The sequence below is a fragment of the Pseudomonas sp. MAG733B genome, from assembly GCF_036884845.1.
Lineage (GTDB): Bacteria > Pseudomonadota > Gammaproteobacteria > Pseudomonadales > Pseudomonadaceae > Aquipseudomonas.
The window spans coordinates 4,992,200-5,009,712 of record NZ_CP145732.1; the positions used below are offsets into that span (position 1 = coordinate 4,992,200).

At 60.3% G+C, this 17,513-nt stretch carries 11 protein-coding genes; 3 read left to right on the forward strand and 8 right to left on the reverse strand.

Going from position 1 to position 17,513, the window contains the following annotated elements; translation table 11 throughout:
- Positions 1 to 335: 335 nt before the first annotated feature.
- Together cysS and V6Z53_RS22840 are read right to left on the reverse strand one after the other, a co-directional pair.
- On the reverse strand, positions 336 to 1,718 hold the full coding sequence (cysS, locus tag V6Z53_RS22835) for a cysteine--tRNA ligase (RefSeq protein WP_150701289.1): 1,383 nt from the start codon (positions 1,716 to 1,718) through the stop codon (positions 336 to 338).
- A 14-nt stretch (positions 1,719 to 1,732) separates the two neighbouring features.
- Entirely contained in the window at positions 1,733 to 3,430 is a 1,698-nt protein-coding gene (locus V6Z53_RS22840; RefSeq protein ID WP_338581899.1) for a glutamine--tRNA ligase/YqeY domain fusion protein, read from the reverse strand.
- A gap of 250 nt (positions 3,431 to 3,680) precedes the next feature.
- Between V6Z53_RS22840 and V6Z53_RS22845 the strand changes: the two genes are divergently transcribed.
- From V6Z53_RS22845 to V6Z53_RS22855, 3 genes are all read left to right on the forward strand, one after another.
- Complete coding sequence (locus tag V6Z53_RS22845) at positions 3,681 to 4,184, forward strand: peptidylprolyl isomerase (protein WP_338581900.1); 504 nt, start codon at positions 3,681 to 3,683, stop codon at positions 4,182 to 4,184.
- Positions 4,181 to 4,933, forward strand: coding sequence for a UDP-2,3-diacylglucosamine diphosphatase (gene lpxH / locus V6Z53_RS22850; protein WP_338581901.1), 753 nt, complete (start codon positions 4,181 to 4,183; stop codon positions 4,931 to 4,933). The genes V6Z53_RS22845 and lpxH overlap by 4 nt, the downstream gene beginning before the upstream one ends.
- Before the next feature lie 94 nt (positions 4,934 to 5,027).
- Complete coding sequence (locus tag V6Z53_RS22855) at positions 5,028 to 6,053, forward strand: IS110 family transposase (protein WP_338581902.1); 1,026 nt, start codon at positions 5,028 to 5,030, stop codon at positions 6,051 to 6,053.
- Between the two features lie 347 nt (positions 6,054 to 6,400).
- On the opposite strand, the gene V6Z53_RS22860 is transcribed toward V6Z53_RS22855, so the two are convergent.
- The 6 genes from V6Z53_RS22860 to V6Z53_RS22885 form a co-directional block, all read right to left on the reverse strand.
- Positions 6,401 to 7,933, reverse strand: coding sequence for a DHA2 family efflux MFS transporter permease subunit (locus tag V6Z53_RS22860; RefSeq protein ID WP_338581903.1), 1,533 nt, complete (start codon positions 7,931 to 7,933; stop codon positions 6,401 to 6,403).
- Between the two features lie 64 nt (positions 7,934 to 7,997).
- The gene (locus tag V6Z53_RS22865; protein WP_338581904.1) at positions 7,998 to 9,200 is read right to left on the reverse strand and encodes an HlyD family efflux transporter periplasmic adaptor subunit; all 1,203 of its coding nucleotides are present in this window, start codon (positions 9,198 to 9,200) and stop codon (positions 7,998 to 8,000) included.
- A gap of 15 nt (positions 9,201 to 9,215) precedes the next feature.
- Positions 9,216 to 10,685, reverse strand: coding sequence for an efflux transporter outer membrane subunit (locus V6Z53_RS22870; RefSeq protein WP_338581905.1), 1,470 nt, complete (start codon positions 10,683 to 10,685; stop codon positions 9,216 to 9,218).
- Positions 10,675 to 11,157 (reverse strand): MarR family transcriptional regulator, encoded by a 483-nt coding sequence (locus V6Z53_RS22875; protein ID WP_338581907.1) that lies wholly within the window; start codon positions 11,155 to 11,157, stop codon positions 10,675 to 10,677. The genes V6Z53_RS22870 and V6Z53_RS22875 overlap by 11 nt, the downstream gene beginning before the upstream one ends.
- 916 nt (positions 11,158 to 12,073) lie before the next feature.
- Entirely contained in the window at positions 12,074 to 15,742 is a 3,669-nt protein-coding gene (locus tag V6Z53_RS22880) for a translocation/assembly module TamB domain-containing protein (RefSeq protein WP_338581908.1), read from the reverse strand.
- Positions 15,739 to 17,466 (reverse strand): autotransporter assembly complex family protein, encoded by a 1,728-nt coding sequence (locus tag V6Z53_RS22885; RefSeq protein WP_338581910.1) that lies wholly within the window; start codon positions 17,464 to 17,466, stop codon positions 15,739 to 15,741. Before V6Z53_RS22885 ends, V6Z53_RS22880 begins: the two co-directional genes overlap by 4 nt.
- Positions 17,467 to 17,513: the final 47 nt, after the last annotated feature.

Below are 17,513 nucleotides of genomic sequence, written 5' to 3' on the forward strand. Positions count from 1 at the left end.
TTTCAGGCGCGAGGCGAGATCTCCCCAGGTAAGAACGCAATCCTTCCCCGCACAACCGCCGGATCTACGCTGCCGTCCTTAAACCACAAGAGTTTCGCGGTTATTGGCCCACTCACCCTGGTCGACATCGCCTTATATCCGGTTCTTGTTCATCGGCTCGCGGTTTCGCTCCACGCTTCCTCCCCACACTCGGTCGCCCTCATGCAGTTGCGTTTCACTTCATTCACTGTGGTCAGCTCACGGCGGGACTTTCACCCACAAGATTGCGCCCATGCTGGGCGCACAAAACGAAAAACCCGCACAAGGCGGGTTTTGTTTTGTAGCGGATCAAGCAATCAGTCAGCCAATCGCCAAGTCGTCCCACCTTTCCCGTCTTCCAGCACCACGCCCATGGCGGTGAGCTGGTCGCGGATGCGGTCGGATTCGGCCCAGTCCTTGCCGGCACGTGCCGCCAGACGCGCAGCGATCAGCGCTTCGACTTCGGCTGCATCCACGCGCCCTTCGGCACCGGCTTGCAGGAAGTCATCGGCTTCAAGCTGCAACACACCCAATACGCTGGCGAGTTCTTTCAGACGCGCCGCCAGACCGGCCGCAGCATTGAGATCGCTCTCACGCAGACGATTGATCTCACGAACCATCTCGAACAACACCGCGCAAGCTTCCGGCGTGCCGAAGTCGTCGTTCATCACCGTGGTGAAACGCTCGACAAACGCTTCGCCGCCAGCCGGTGCCACGTTCGGCAGGCCTTTCAACGCGTGGTAGAAACGCTCCAGAGCGCCCTTGGCGTCCTTGAGGTTGTCTTCCGAGTAGTTGATGGCGCTGCGGTAATGGCTCGACACCAGCAGGTAACGCACGACTTCCGGGTGGTACTTGTCGAGCACGTCGCGAATGGTGAAGAAGTTGTTCAAGGACTTGGACATCTTCTCGCCATTGATGCGAATCATGCCGCAATGCATCCACGCGTTGGCGTAGGTCTTGCCGGTGGCCGCTTCGCTCTGGGCGATTTCGTTTTCGTGGTGCGGGAACTCAAGGTCGCTACCGCCGCCATGAATGTCGAAGGTCTCGCCCAGGCAGCAGGTCGACATCACCGAGCATTCGATGTGCCAGCCCGGACGCCCGGCGCCCCACGGCGATTCCCAGCTCGGCTCGCCCGGTTTGGCGGCTTTCCACAGCACGAAGTCCAGCGGGTCCTGTTTGGACTCGTCGACTTCGATGCGTGCGCCGATGCGCAGGTCTTCGATCTTCTTGCGCGAAAGCTTGCCGTAGCCCATGAACTTGGCGACGCGGTAGTACACGTCGCCATTGCCCGGGGCGTAGGCGTAACCCTTGTCGATCAGGGTCTGGATCATCGCGTGCATGCCAGGAATATGGCCGGTGGCACGCGGTTCCATGTCCGGTTTCTTGATGTTCAGGCGCGCTTCATCTTCGTGCATCGCCGCGATCATGCGCTCGGTCAACGCTTCGAACGACTCGCCGTTCTCGTTGGCCCGGTTGATGATCTTGTCGTCGATGTCGGTGATGTTGCGCACGTAGGTCAGATCGTAACCGCTGAAACGCAACCAGCGCGTCACCAGGTCGAACGCGACCATGCTGCGGCCGTGGCCCAGGTGGCAGTAGTCGTACACGGTCATCCCGCAGACGTACATGCGCACCTTGTTGCCATCCAGCGGCTTGAAGACTTCTTTGCTCTTGGTGAGCGTGTTGTAGATCGTAAGCACGTTAAATCCTTGAATCACTGGCCCCACGAATCACGCAGGGTCACGGTACGGTTGAATACCGGTGCGCCCGGTTTCGAGTCCTTGATATCCGCGACGAAGTAGCCTTCGCGCTCGAACTGGAAACGGTCTTCCGGCTGTGCATTGCCCAGCGAGGGTTCAGCACGACAACCGGTGAGTACCTGCAGCGAGTCAGGGTTGATGTTGTCCAGGAAACTGGCGCTGTCTTCGGCTTTCTCTGGGTTGGCCGAACGGAACAGACGATCGTACAGACGCACTTCGCACTCGACGCTGGCCGCAGCCGGCACCCAGTGCACCACGCCTTTGACCTTGCGGCCTTCAGGGTTCTTGCCCAAGGTTTCCGGGTCGTACGAGCAACGCAGTTCGACGATGTTGCCATCGGCGTCCTTGATCGCTTCGTCGGCGCGGATCACGTAGCTGCCGCGCAGGCGTACTTCACCGGTCGGTTCCAGGCGCTTATAGCCCTTCGGCGGCTCTTCCATGAAGTCGTCACGGTCGATGTAGATTTCACGGGCAAACGGCAGCGCGCGCACGCCCATGTCTTCTTTCGGATGACGCGGCAGTTCGAGGTTCTCGACCTGGCCTTCCGGGTAGTTGGTGATCACGACTTTCAGCGGACGCAGCACGCACATCGCGCGCGGGGCGCTCTGGTCGAGGTCGTCACGGATGCTGAATTCGAGCATGCCGAAGTCGACCACGCCGTCGGAACGGTTGGTGCCGATCATTTCGCAGAAGTTGCGGATCGATTTCGGCGTGTAGCCACGGCGGCGGAAACCCGACAGCGTCGACATGCGCGGGTCGTCCCAGCCGTTGACGTGCTTTTCATCGACCAGTTGCTTGAGCTTGCGCTTGCTGGTGATGGTGTAGTTCAGGTTCAGGCGGCTGAACTCGTACTGGCGCGGGTTGGCCGGCACCGGCAGGTTGTCCAGGAACCACTCGTACAGCGGACGGTGGCTTTCGAATTCCAGGGTGCAGATCGAATGGGTGATGCCTTCGATGGCGTCCGACTGACCGTGGGTGAAGTCGTAGTTCGGGTAGATGCACCACTTGTCACCGGTCTGGTGGTGATGCGCGTGACGGATGCGATACATGATCGGATCGCGCAGGTTCATGTTCGGCGAGGCCATGTCGATCTTGGCCCGCAGTACACGTGCGCCGTCCTTGAATTCGCCGGCCTTCATGCGGGCGAACAGGTCCAGGTTCTCTTCGACGCTGCGGTCGCGGAACGGGCTGTTCTTGCCTGGCTCGGTCAGGCTGCCACGGTATTCCTTGGCTTGCTCAGGGGTCAGGTCGTCGACGTAGGCATTGCCGGATTTGATCAGCTCTACCGCCCAGTCGTGCAACTGGTCGAAATACTGCGAGGCGTAGCGCACTTCACCGGACCATTCGAAGCCCAGCCATTTGACGTCGCTTTCGATCGCGTCGATGTATTCCTGGTCTTCCTTGGCCGGGTTGGTGTCGTCGAAACGCAGGTGCGTGACGCCGCCGAACTCCTGGGCCAGGCCGAAGTTCACGCAGATCGACTTGGCATGGCCGATGTGCAGGTAGCCGTTGGGCTCAGGCGGGAAACGGGTGACGATCTGCGTGTGCTTGCCCGAGTCCAGGTCTGCCTGGATGATCGGCCGCAGGAAGTTGACCGGCACGGCTGGGCCGGTCTTGGCATTCGAGGTAGGGTCGACAGTGGGCTTGCTCATAGGATCCTTGAACGTACAAGTGCGTGGCCGTAATGAAGGCCGGACAAAACAAAGCCGCTATCATAGCCGATGCCGTCAAGCACCTGACAGAGCGCACCTGCAAACGGTCGTATTTAATAGGCCGTAAATGAAAAACAGCCTCGAAATTCGCGCCCGTCACGCTAAACTGCGCACCTTGGCCGAGACAGGCTGAACCGGTTGCGGGATGGAATGTCCCAAAACCACGAATTCCTTATAAAGAGAAACGATCATGACCCAAGTCAAACTGACTACCAACTTCGGCGACATCGTCCTCGAACTGAACGCCGACAAAGCCCCGATCACCGTGGCCAACTTCATCGAATACGTTAAAGCCGGCCACTACGAAAACACCGTTTTCCACCGTGTCATCGGTAACTTCATGATCCAGGGCGGCGGTTTCGAGCCAGGCATGAAAGAAAAGAAAGACAAGCGCCCAAGCATCCAGAACGAAGCTGACAACGGTCTTTCCAACGAGAAGTACACCGTTGCCATGGCTCGCACCATGGAGCCGCATTCGGCTTCCGCGCAGTTCTTCATCAACGTGGCTGACAACAGCTTCCTGAACCACAGCGGCAAGAACGTGCAAGGCTGGGGCTACGCAGTGTTCGGTAAAGTGACCGCCGGCCAGGACGTTGTCGACAAGATCAAAGGCGTGGCCACCACGTCCAAGTCCGGTCACCAGGACGTACCAGCAGACGACGTGATCATCGAGAAAGCCGAGATCATTGAGTGATATTGCTGATTTCAGATTTACATCTGGAAGAGGAGCGCCCGGACATTACCCGGGCGTTTCTGGATTTGCTCGCCGGACGCGCCCGCTCGGCGAGTGCGTTGTACATTCTGGGCGACTTTTTCGAGGCGTGGATTGGCGACGACGCCATGACCCCTTTCCAGCGTTCCATCTGCCAGGCCCTGCGTGAATTGAGCGACAGCGGCACGGCCATCTTTCTGATGCACGGCAATCGTGACTTCATGCTCGGCAAGGCCTTTTGCAAACAGGCCGGCTGCACATTGTTGAAAGATCCGAGTGTCGTGCAGATCAACGGCGAGCCGGTGCTGCTGATGCACGGCGACAGCCTCTGCACCCGCGACGAAGCCTATATGAAGCTGCGTCGCTACCTGCGCAACCCGATCACCCTGTTCATCCTGCGGCATCTGCCGTTAAGCACCCGGCATAAACTGGCGCGCAAGCTGCGCAGTGAAAGCCGTACGCAAACGCGGATGAAGGCCAACGACATTGTCGATGTCACGCCCTTGGAGATTCCGCGGATCATGCAGCAATACGGCGTGAAGACACTGATCCATGGGCATACCCACCGCCCTGCCATTCACAAGCTGCAACTGGGCGAACAAGCGGCCCGGCGCATTGTGTTGGGGGATTGGGATCGTCAGGGTTGGGCGTTGCAGGTGGATGAAAACGGGTTTGCGCTGGCGCCGTTTGATTTCACGCCACCGCCGCAATTGGCTGCTCCGGCAAACTAACTACCGCACACTAACCCCTAATGAAATGGCTACCCCCTCACACCCTGTGATCGCTCTCTAAGCTTTCACAGGGTGTCTTTCGGAGGCCATTGCCATGAACAACGTAACTATTGTCGCTATCGATCTAGGGAAACATACCTTCCATCTGCATGCTCAAGATGATCGCGGTCATGAGCTCTACCACAAGAAATTCAATCGCGCAGGACTGGCCAGGCACTTGGCCAACCTTGAACCGTGCACGGTGGTGATGGAAGCCTGTGGCGGCGCCCACTATATGGCGCGAGAAGCAGCAAAATGGGGGCATATGCCCAGGCTCATAGCGCCTCATCTCGTGCGTCCTTATGTAAAAAGCAACAAGAACGACTTCGCCGATGCCATGGCGATTTGCGAGGCGGCGAGCCGCCCGACCATGCGTTTTGTGTCCCCGAAAACCGAAGCGCAACAAGCGCTGGCCATGCTCAACTCAGTGCGCGAGTCCTACATCAAGGAGCGCACCGCTACGGTCAATCGGATTCACGCCGGCCTGTTGGAGGTCGGTATCAGCCTGTCCCCAGGCTTTCACGCCATCAAAGAACTGCCAGCGCTGCTGGAGGAATGCTCATTTTCTGCGCTGATCAAACAAATCCTGCTGGGACTGCATGCGCACTTCAACTACCTGGACGGGCAGGTCAAGGCGCTGGACAAGCAGGTTGAACGCCAAGCCGCTGAAGATGATCTGGCTTCTCGCCTGATGACGATACCTTGCGTAGGCCCGATCACCTCCAGCGTCCTGGCTGCGGAGTTGGGCAACGGCCAGCAGTTCAAGTGCGGTCGAGACTATTCAGCCTCGATTGGGCTGGTGCCCAAACAACATTCCACCGGTGGCAAGACCGTACTTTTGGGTATCAGCAAACGCGGTGACCGAAATCAAAGGCGACTGCTCATTCAATGCGCCCGTGTGTATCTGATGGGGCTGGAACGACAGACAGGAGCGCTAGCCGATTGGGTTCGCCAGCTACTGGCTCGCCATCATTCCAACCGTGTGGTCTGCGCCCTGGCCAACAAACTGGCAAGAATCGCCTGGTCGATCGCCGCTCACCATGATGAATTCAAGGCGGGGTCAAGCGCGATGAACGCTTGACCCCGCTGCCACCCGAGCACCACCCACCTGGTTTTGCGATGCTGGATAACAGATGACGTGAACGGCCAACCGGCCTGACGACTACCCTGGGCTCCCACAAGGCTGAAAAAGCCTTCTCCCTATGAAGGGCCGTCAGGCGCGATTCTCATCGAGGCGCAGGGTCGTCCCCCAGACGCCGGATAGATGAAAGCAAGCCAAACACACATCAAAAACAGTATTGCAGAAATGGGGGTATCCATAGATGTGGGAGCGGGCTCGCTCGCGAAGAGGGCGTGTCAGTCGACATCTTTATTGACTGATCCACCGCTTTCGCGAGCAAGCCCGCTCCCACATTGGTTGCGCGGTGGTTAGTGGCCGGCGGACGCCGCAGGCCCGGCCTTCGCCGTAAACGGCGGTTTGGCCAGCCACACGATCAATATCAGCCCGAAGAACATCCAGCCCAGCAAGGTGAAGTAATCCACCGTAGACATGATGTACGCCTGGCTGATCACCATCTGATCCAGCTGCGTATAAGCCTTCGCCCCTGCCCCGCCGAGATGCGTCAACGCTTCACGAGTCGCCGGATCGAACTGGGTGATGCTTTCGGTCAGATAAGCGTGGTGCTGGTCGGCGCGACGGATCCAGATCCAGGTGGTCAGCGATGCAGCAAAGCTACCGCCCAGGGTTCGCAGGAACGTCGCCAGGCCCGAGCCGTCGGCAATCTGGTGCGGTGGCAAGTCCGAGAGCAGGATGGTCAAGGTCGGCATGAAGAACAGCGCCACGCCGATGCCCATGAACAACTGCACCATGGCGATATGCTGGAAATCCACTTCATTGGTGAACCCTGCGCGCATGAAACAGCTCAGGCCGATGGCCAGGAACGCCCCGCCCGCCAGCACCCGCATGTCGAATTTCGGCGCGTATTTACCGACGAAAGGTGACAGCAACACCGGCAGGATTCCCAGCGGCGCCACGGCAAAACCGGCCCACGTCGCGGTGTAGCCCAGTCGCGTCTGCAACCATTGCGGCAATATCAGGTTGATCCCGAAGAACCCGGCGTAACCCAGAATCAGCACGATGGTGCCGTAGCGGAAGTTGCGATAGGCGAATAGCCGCAGGTTCACTACCGGATGTTCGTCGGTCATTTCCCAGATCACGAAGAACACCAGCGCGACAACGGAAATCACCGAGCCAATGATGATGAAGTTCGATTCAAACCAATCGGCATCGTTGCCTTTGTCGAGGACGATCTGCAACGCGCCGACGCCGATGATCAAGGCGATCAGGCCGACGTAATCCATCGGCTGGCGGCTGGTGACCACCGGGCGTTTCTTCATCTGCTGGGTCACCACCCATGCGGCGAACACACCGATCGGCACGTTGATGAAAAAGATCCACGGCCAGCTGTAACTGTCGGTGATCCAGCCGCCGAGGATCGGCCCGGCAATCGGCGCCACCACCGTGACCATCGCCAGCAGCGCCAGCGCCATCCCCCGTTTCGCCGGGGGGTAGACCGCAATCAGCAGCGTCTGGGTCATCGGGTACAACGGCCCCGCCACCACGCCTTGCAGGACGCGGAAGCCCACCAGTTCCGGCATGGACGTAGAAATCCCGCACAGGAACGACGCGATTACGAACAGCAGCGTCGCCCAGATAAACAGCTTCACCTCGCCGAAACGGCGGCTGAGCCAACCGGTCAGCGGCAGTGCGATGGCGTTGCTCACCGCGAACGATGTGATCACCCACGTGCCCTGCTCCGCACTCACGCCGAGGTTGCCGGAAATCGTCGGCAACGCCACGTTGGCGATGGTGGTGTCGAGCACCTGCATGAAGGTCGCCAGCGACAGGCCGATGGTGCTGAGCACCAGGCTGGGCGGCGTGAAAGAGGCGTTATTGCTCATCGCGAATCCTTTGACACTCAGGTTGCGCTGCGCCCGTTACAGGCGCAGCCGGCGGATTGGCGAATCAGCGATGCGCGGTCTTGCTGACCGCGGCGCTGTTGTCGTGAATCAATTGCGTGATCATGGCGTCGGCCTCGGCCAACTGGCGGTCGTAGATGCTGGTGCTGAACGACGCCTTCTGCGGCGGTTGTTGCGCCAGCACCGGGCCGCTCTGGTCGTGCAGGTCCACATCGACGATGGTCGACAGGCCAACCCGCAGTGGGTGTTTGGCCAGTTCTTCGGCGTTGACGTGAATCCGCACCGGCACCCGCTGCACGATCTTGATCCAGTTCCCGGTGGCGTTCTGCGCCGGCAGCAAGGCAAACGCGCTGCCGGTACCGGCGCCGAGGCTGTCGATGGTGCCGCTGTATTTCACGCTGCTGCCGTAGAGATCGGTTTCGATCTCCACCGGTTGGCCAATGCGCATGTCACGTAGTTGGGTTTCCTTGAAGTTGGCGTCGATCCACAGTTGATCCAGCGGGATCACCGCCATCAACGCCTCGCCCGGCTGCACCCGTTGGCCCAGTTGCACGGAGCGTTTGGCCACGTAACCGGTAACCGGCGCGATCAAGGTGCTGCGGGAATTGTTCAGGTAGGCCTGACGCAGTTGCGCGGCGGCGGCCATGACGTCCGGGTGCGAGGACACCACGGTGTCGTCGACCAGCGCGCTGGTGGTTTTGAGTTTCTGCTGGGCGTTGGCCAGGGCGTTTTGCGCCGAGGTCAGGTCGTCACGGGCGTGGGACAACTCCTCCTGGGAAATCGCCCCGCCGCTGGCCAGGTTTTTCCGGCGGTTGTAGTTGTCCTGGGCTTTCTGCACTTCGGCTTGCTGGGCGTTGACCTGGGCTTTCATGCCGTCGACGTCGCTGTACAAACCGCGAACCTGACGCACCGTGCGGGCCAGATTGGCCTGGGCGTTTTGCAGGCCGATTTCGGCATCGTTCGGGTCGAAATTCACCAGCACCTGGCCCTCGTGGACCAGATCACCATCGTCGGCGCCGATGCTCACCACGGTGCCGGTGACCAGCGGGGTGATTTCCACCACGTTGCCGTTCACATAGGCGTCGTCGGTGCTTTCGCTCCAGCGCCCGTAAAATTCGTGATAGGCCCAGACGCCCACGCCACTGAGTGCAACGACTACGGCAAGCACCAGCAACATGAACTTGCGCTTGCCCGCGTTGGGATTGGCCGGGGTGTTTTCCGGGGATTGAGTTGTATCGGCAGTGGCCATGACAAGTACCTTGAATTAGTGGGTCAGCGTGGCTGGAGCGGCGTCGGCCGAGGCAATGGCCTCAGGCTGGAAGCCGCCACCCAGCGCCTGTATCAGTTGGATCGACAGGTCGATCTGCTCGGCATTCAGGTTGGCCAGCTGACGCTGGGCCTGAAGCAATTGCTGCTCGATGCTGAGCACGTCCAGGTAGTTGCCGATGCCGGAACCGTACCGCTGGACCACGGTGTTGTATGAATCCTGGGCGATGTCGGTGGCGTGCTGTTGGGCAGCGATTTGCCGACCGATATCACGCAACTGGTTGATGCTGTCGCTGACATCACCCAATGCCCTGACCAGGCTTTTGTTGTACTGCGCCACCGCCAGGTCGTAGTCGGCGTCGCGGGAATCGAGGTCGGCGCGTAGACGGCCACCGTCGAAAATCGGCACGGAAATGGTCGGCGCGACATTGAAGAAGCGGCTCGCCGAACCGAACATCGCATCGCCCAACAACGATTCGGCACCCGCCGCCGCGCTGAGGTTCAAGTTCGGATAGAACTGTGTTTTGCCCGCGTCGATATTCTTGCTCGCCGCCTCGACCCGCCAACGCGCGGCGACCAGGTCCGGACGACGACCGAGCAGCTCGGCCGGCAGCACCGACGGCAACGCCACGGCGCCAGGCTTGAGAATGTTCGGCCGGACGATTTCATTGCCGCGATCCGGGCCTTTGCCGAGCAGCACGGCCAGCGCGATCTTGGCGCTTTGCAGGCGTTTTTCGGCGTCGATCAGGTTGGCTTCGGACGTGGCTTCCAGGCTCTCGGTTTGCTGGAACTGATACTGGCTGTCGATCCCGGCGCTCAGGCGACGCTGGCTCAGGTCGAGCATTTGTTTGGTGCGTTTGAGGTCTTCGGCGGACAGGTCATGGACGATGTAAGCCTGCCCAAGATCGCTGTAGGCACGGGCCACGTCGGCGGACAAGGTCAACTGCGCAGCCTTTTGATCGACTTCCGCAGCGCGGGCCTCGCCCAGTGCAGCTTCCCAGGCGTCGCGCTGACCGCCCCAGAGATCGAAGTTGTAATTGAAAGTGGCACCGATGCTGCGCACGGTGGCGTAGTTGTCGCCCTGCCCCAGCGGATCCTGATCCTTGGCCAGACGCGAACGGCTGACACCGGCGCTGGCATCGAGGGTCGGCATCCGCGCGGCATCGGCGGCGTACGCCGCGGCGCTAGCCTGATGGGCACGGGCGTCGGCGATCTGCATGTCGGGGCTGTCGTGCAGGGCTTCGCGGATCAGGCCGTCGAGCTGCGGATCGCCGAGACTTTTCCACCAGTCGCTTTTCGGCCATGCCGCCAGGGACAACGTCACGCCGCTGAGGGATTGCCCGGCCTTGAGGTTTTTCGCATCGAGGCTGACGCCTTCGGTGGTCAGGCCGCTGTAACTGGCGCAACCGGCCAGGCTCATGGCCAACAGCACCAGGCTTAAACCGGTGCGCAGGGTTTTACTGTTCATTGTTGCCACCCAGACGCAGCACGGTGATCGAGTCACCGGCTGCCAGCAGAATTTTCTTGAGGATCAGCTCCAGGGTTTTCAGCTCGTCTGGAGTGATGGCGCCGGCCAGTTCATTCATGGCTTCGGCACCGATGTGCGGCAGGCGGTCAGCCAGTTTTTGCCCCTCTTGCGTGAGCACAAGCTGCACCTGCCGGCGATCCGCCTCGGAGCGCTGGCGAGCGAGGAAGCCTTTCTGTTCCAGACGATCGAGCATGCGCGTCATCGAACCGCTGTCCAGCGACAGGTGCCGACACAGCTCGCCCGGCGAATCAACGCCGTACTGGGCCATGATGATCAGCACCTTGAACTGCGCGGCGGTGATGCCGTGGGGTTCCATGTGCGTGTCGATGATCCGGTCCTTGAGCAGCGCAGCACGCCCGAGCAGGAGACCGAGATGGCAATTGTGGAAATCGTCTGGCGTGAAATGTTTCATCTGAACACCAATTAGCTGCCTAGGCAGTGAATGTATGTCGAGATGTTACTGCCTAGGCAGCGAATGTCAACGTAATAGTTAGGGTGCTTGGTAAATAGTTGACCGGTGGTGGCTTTTGGTTGGGTACATATCCGGTGCTGCGGTAACGGCTGCTTAGGGTTCCGCCCTTACGGCGGGTCACTTTCGAAGAGCGCGAAAGTAACCAAAGCGCTTTGCCCCTGACGTTCGGTGCCTCGCTGTGGCTCGGCATGCCCTCGCTCCGGTCCTGCTCCGTGGGCCCGCCGCCATCGGCCATCCATGGCCGGGGGCGGCTAACCCGGCATCCTTGCCGGGTTGCCCACTGCGCAGAACCTCCACTCGGCCTCTCGATGGGGCGACTACCGCCACAGCACCGCGAGGCGGCCTACCGGCCGGCCTGACTCTTGATGCGTGCGCACTTCTCTGTAGGAGCTGTCGAGTGCAACGAGGCAGCTCCTACATTGGGCGTGATACAGCACAAAATCGGGTCGGCTGTCAGGCCGCCATCGCCAGCAGGCTGGCTCCCACAATGGATCGGCGTACACCCACGCTCTTCACCACTCCACAGGCCGAGCGTTAGCTCGCCTGCCGCTTTTGATCTTGATCCACCCGCCCCATCGGAAGGCTGAGTGGAGGCGTTTATCCGGGGGTGGGCGCGCAGCGCCGTGCGGCGAAGCCGCACACATCGAGAGGAGGTCGTCGCGAAGCAGACCGGAGGCGATGCCCCCGGATGAATGCCGGAGCGAAGGAACCCCGAGCTCTAGCGAGGTGCCGTACGTAAGGGGCGAGCGTTTTTTTTGCTTACTTTTTTGAGGCGTTTGTCAAAAAAGTGAGTCGCCGTAAGGGCGAAACCCTAAGCCGCCGTTACCGAAGAAACGGATATGTACTCGATGAGAAATCAAAAATCCCGCTTATAAAAAATATCCAGCGAACTGGCCACACCACTCGCGGCTTCGAGGTAAACCTTCTTGCTCAGCTTGTAACGCAAGGCAATCGTATTGGCCGGCTCAAACACCCCAACGCCATACCGCAAACTGAGCTTCTCCGAAAGGTTGCCACTGGCCACAACACTGGTGGCATTACCACTGCCCTGGGTATCAAGCTGAAAATCCTCAATCCCCAGATTCTTCGCCAAACCACCCGTCACCCCGGAACTGCCCATCAGCCCCAAACCAAGCGCCGCCTGGGCAAGCATGTTGTTGTCCTCACCGTTGGTGCTCAGCGGACGCCCCAACACCAGATAGGACAACGCCTGCTCCTGACTCATGGCCGGCTCGGAGAAAATCTGCGTAGTCGGCTGCTCAGCGCTACCGCTCAAACGAATACCGGCGATCACATCGTCAGTCTGGCGAATCGCTTCAATATCGAGATACGGCTGATCAATGGGACCTGCAAACAGCAACCGCGCCCGACGCACCGTAAGCCGCTGGCCATAGGCGCGATATCGACCGTCGTTGAGCCACAGTTCACCGCGAGTGTCCATGTTGTCGCCGATGTGCACATGCCCCTGCACATTCGCGGTCAGGCCGAACCCGGCGAAGCTGAGTTTCTCCTCGCCGACCACCACATCGATGTCCATTTTCATGGCCAGTGGTGGTTTGCCTTCTTCGGTCTGCTGGCCGACGATCACCGTGTCATCGGAAACCTTGACCGTTGATGGCGGCAACTCGCGGATGGTGATGTCGCCCTTGGGCACCTGTACTTTACCGGCGATGGCCAGCTCGTCGCCCTTCATCGAGATTTTCAGGTCCGGCGCCACTTCGACCTTGGCGTACGGTTCGACGCTGACCGGCAAGTGCGAGCCCTTGAGCACCAGATCCACCACCAGCGCCTGACCCCAGGCAATGTTGCCGTTCAAGCTGCCCTGCCCGGTCTTGCCGCTTTTCCAGCCACCGTTGATCTGAACGGTTTCACCGGCGATCACAGCCTGCAATTGCAAGGCTTCAATCTCCATCGGTAGCTCAGGGCCGGACACTTCGCCGTCGCTGAGTTGCAGACTGCCGTTGACCTGCGGCGCCAGCAGCCCACCGGAAATCGTGCCGCTGCCATTCAAACGTCCGGTCAGCTTCTCGACCATCGGCACGAACGGCCGTGCCACCGACAAGTCCAGACCACTCAAGCGGAAGGAACCGCTCAACGGTTTGTTCTTCGGCAGCGGGTTGATCTGCGCCTGCACCATCAGTTCGCCGAGCTTGCCGCCGACGAAACTGAGGTCGGTGTCGATGCGCTTGGGCGTGAGTTTGCTGGTGAGTTTCAGGGTCTGGTACGGGAAGTCCAGCCACTGGTCTCTCTCCTTCACGCGCAACGTGCCACCGCTGGCATCGATGCTGACTACGCCGTTCGGGCCACTGGCGGGCAAGTCCAGTTGCACGTCAGCGTTGAGTCGACCCTGCCAGGCGAAATCCTTCGGTAGCCACTGCGCGAGGCTGTCGATCGGGAATTGCTTGAGGTGGTAACGCAGCTTCGGCTCCGGCATCAGCCGCTGGTCTTCGCCGCACAGACTGGCCGGACCAGACGCCCAGCAATGGGCGCCGAAGTTGATTTTGCCATCCGCCAGCCGCTCCAGTTTTGCCGGACCTTGCAGTTTCCAGTCCTGGCCCCCCGCCTGGATATCGCCGCTGGCCAGACGTCCGCGCCAATTGCCTTTATCCAGCGCTCCGTCGAGGCCGAGCGCGAGTTTGAGCTTCGGCCCTTGCAGGTCGAGGTTCAGTTTCTGGTTCTTGATGTCGCCCTGTCCGCTGGCGGTCAACGTGCCCAGCGAGGTATCGCCCGCCTGGATGCCGCTGCCCTTGAGGTCGATTTTCGCCCGTTGTGCGCTGTCGAGGGTCGCGTCGAGGTTCAGGCTTTGCAGGCGATTGTCCTGGAACGCCAACTGCGTGCCTTGCAGTCCCAGTTTGCCTTGCGGTGCCTTCAGCGTGCCGGCGACATCGACCCGGCCATTGATCTGCCCGCGCAGCTGCGGCCAGAGCTGAGCCAGGCGCAGCAGCTTGATATCGATCTGCCCGCTGAGTTTCTGTTGCAGGCTGCCCTTGCCGTTGATGCTGTTGTCACCGAGGCGAATTTGCAGGGCATTGAGATTCCATTGCTCACCAGCGCCGTCGGCCTTGGCCTGCAAAATCGCCGGTTGGCCGCGCAGTTTGCCCTTCAGATCAAGGTCGGCAGTGAGACCGAGTTTTTCATTCTTCAGCTCACCCTTGCTGCGCAACGGTCCAGCGAGGGTGCCCGGCAGTTCCGCGACCCAGTACGCCGGATTGATCGCCGAAAGATCCAGCGAAGTGTCCCATGCGATGCCATCGGCGAATTGCAGGTTCAGATGCCCTTCGGCCTTGCCCTGCCCGGCCACCAATTGAATTTGTTGTAGATAGATTTTCGTCAGGTCGCCGGCGAACGGGCTGGTCAGGGTGAACGCACCGGCCGGGCCGTCCAGCGCCGCATTGAAGTGGCCGAGGTATTTGCCATCGGTGTAGGAAACTTCACCGGTGAAGCTGCGCAGGGCCACCTCCGGTTCGTCGATCAACGGATAGAGGCTGTGCCACGGAAAGTCCAGCCAATCGATTTTCGCCTCGGCGCTCAGGCCTTTGCTCCAGTCCACCTGCCCGTTGAGTTTGAGGCTTTGCTTGTCGTTGGCAGTCAGGTCCAGCGCGGCGATCTGCGCGCCATTGGCGTCGACCTTGCCTTGCAGCGCCAGCGCGACCGGGCCTTTTTCCCCAGGCAAATTGGCCTTGCCGAGCAACTGATAGCCGCTTTCAAGATCGCCGGCGCCGGTGAGCTCCAGTTGATTGAGTTGCAGGGTGTCCGGCAGATCAGCACTGGGCTTGAAACCGTCAGCGGTGATGCGCACCTTGGCCGGCAGGTTTTCCGTCAGCGGTTGTAGCTCGCCAGTCAGTTGCCCGGTGAGATAGCCGCTGCTGTCGGCTTTCAGGTTCAGGGTTTTCAGCAGGTCGCCGTCAATCTTCAACGCCAATGTCCAAGGCGCGGGAGTCGACAGGGTCAATTGGCCCTCAGCGGTGAGCGGCCAGTTTCCACCGGGTTGCAATCGACCCGACAGACTCAGGCTCAGATCGTCACGCTGCAATTTCACCGAGTCGATCTGCATGCCTTGTTCTGTCCAGTGCGCCGCCAGCTGCAAATCCTTGAGCTGTTCGCTGCCATTGAACAACAGGCTGCCGACCTTGATGTCACCCAGCTCCAGTGCTACCGGCAGCTTCAAGTCTGGAAGAGTGATCGGCCCGCTGCTTTTCTCCTCCGCACCGGGCGGGAATTGCAGGCTGACCTGCTCAGCTTGCAATTGATCGATGCACAAGGTCATGCGTGTCAGGCACAGCGGCGACCAGGCGAAGATGACTTTGCTCAGCTCAACACGGTTGGTGTGTTGCTGCCACAGCACGCGGTCGGCGCTCCATTGCCCGCCGAGGCGACCCTGAAAATTGTCCAGGCTCAAACCCGGCGCAAAGCCCAGCGCCCAACGGCTGCCCGTCGCCGTACCGAGCACCGTGGCCAGCGTCACGACCAGCAACATCAACAGTGCCGCAATCGCCAGCAGCGTTACTTTCAAACCGCGTTTCAAAGCTCAGGCCCCATGGAAAAGTGCAATCGAATGCCACCATCGTCGTCCAGCGCATGGGCCAGGTCGAGGCGGATCGGCCCTACCGGCGAAACCCAGCGCACGCCGATACCGACGCCGGTCTTGAGGTTCGGCAGTTCGAGGGTATTGAAGGAGTTGCCCTGATCGACGAAGGTCGCGACCCGCCACTTTTCAGCGACGGAGTATTGGTACTCGACACTGCCGGCGACCATGTAGCGGCCACCGATGCGGTCACCTTCGTTGTTTTCCGGGGACAGGCTCTGATAGTCGTAGCCGCGCACGCTCTGGTCGCCACCGGCGAAGAAGCGCAGCGACGGCGGCACCGATTTATAGCCGTTGGTGGCACTGCCGCCGACCTGAACCCGTCCGAGGAAACGGTGCTTGTCGAACACTGTGGTCAAGCCTTTGACCAGAGCCGTGCCGTACAACAGGTTGTTGTCCGAGCCCAAACCTTCCTTGGCCACTTTGCTTTCGAATTGCAGGCGATAACCGTTGTGCGGGTCGATGCGGTTATCGCTTTTCAGGTACGAATAACTCACGCCCGGCATCAACAAGGTACTGAGCCCGGAGTCGTCGCCGAGTCGGTATTCCTCACGCTGCCATTTAAGCGAGACCACCCGCTGCCAGCCGCTTGGCAACTTGCTGTGCCATTCCGGGCCGATGGTCAGCAGCTTGCTGAGGCTGTCCTTGTCGGCGATTTCCTCTTTCTGATAGCCCCCGGCGAAACGCAGTTTGTCGGTCAACGGTGGGTCCAGCGGAATGTCGTAGAACAGCCCGACGTTTTGCCGTGGCGCCGAAATTTCCGTCTCCCAGCCATAGCTGTGGCCCTGCGGGTTGACCCAGTGCCGAGTCCAGTTGGCCTTGACCCGAGGGCCGACGTCGGTGGAGTAACCCAAACCCAAACCCATGGTCCGCGGCTTGCGGGTTTCCAGTTTGACGTCCACCGGGATCACATCGTCCTTGGACGCTGTCGGCGCGGCATCCACCCGCACACCCTCGAAATAGCCGCTCGATTGCAGCGCCTGATTGAGTTCGGCGATCAGTTCGGAGTCGTATGGCGTGCCGGCCTTGAACGGCACCATGCGTTGCAGCAGGTCTTCGTCAAACGGCGTGTCGCCTTCAAACTTGACCTTGCCCAGTGAGTAGCGTGGGCCGCTGTCATAAATAAGCTCGATATCGGCCACGCCGGCACGCGGGTCGACCGACAGTTTCGAACGGGTGAAATGGCCGCTGAAAAAGCCGTAGCGAGAAGCCTGGTTCTGGATCAACCGCTTGGCGTCGTCGTACTGGCCATGATTGAGCACCGCGCCGGTTTGCAGCGCATGGCTCTTGGGCACACGAAAGGATTTGAGCGAGGCTGCGGGGCCGTCGATGCGGATGGTGACGTTGCGCAAATGCACCGGCTCGCCGGGCACGATATTGAGGATCAGGTGCGGCGTCTTGCCACCCGTCACGTTGCTGTCGATCTGCGGCTGGTAGTAACCCAAGGCCTGGGCGGCCTTGCGCGCCTGTTCCTCGGCACCACGGCTGAAGCGCAACAAGGCCTCTTCGTCACGATCGCCGAGACTGCCGATATAGCCCTCTATATTGGCTTTGAGTTCATCGTTGGACGGTTTGATCCGCACATCCAATTCACTTTGCGCCAGTGCCGCGCAGCTGCTGATCAGCATGAGCACGCCACTGGTAATTCTTCCTGGAAACTTCATAGGCGCGGATGCTATCACGGGCACGGGAGCGTGATAGAGCCTGGCAC

Coding starts and splice junctions, on each gene's coding strand:
- V6Z53_RS22840 (WP_338581899.1), bottom strand. CDS start 3,430: ATGAGCAAGCCCACTGTCGACCCTACCTCGAATGCCAAGACCGGCCCA.
- V6Z53_RS22845 (WP_338581900.1), top strand. CDS start 3,681: ATGACCCAAGTCAAACTGACTACCAACTTCGGCGACATCGTCCTCGAA.
- V6Z53_RS22855 (WP_338581902.1), top strand. CDS start 5,028: ATGAACAACGTAACTATTGTCGCTATCGATCTAGGGAAACATACCTTC.
- V6Z53_RS22860 (WP_338581903.1), bottom strand. CDS start 7,933: ATGAGCAATAACGCCTCTTTCACGCCGCCCAGCCTGGTGCTCAGCACC.
- V6Z53_RS22865 (WP_338581904.1), bottom strand. CDS start 9,200: ATGGCCACTGCCGATACAACTCAATCCCCGGAAAACACCCCGGCCAAT.
- V6Z53_RS22870 (WP_338581905.1), bottom strand. CDS start 10,685: ATGAACAGTAAAACCCTGCGCACCGGTTTAAGCCTGGTGCTGTTGGCC.
- V6Z53_RS22875 (WP_338581907.1), bottom strand. CDS start 11,157: ATGAAACATTTCACGCCAGACGATTTCCACAATTGCCATCTCGGTCTC.
- V6Z53_RS22885 (WP_338581910.1), bottom strand. CDS start 17,466: ATGAAGTTTCCAGGAAGAATTACCAGTGGCGTGCTCATGCTGATCAGC.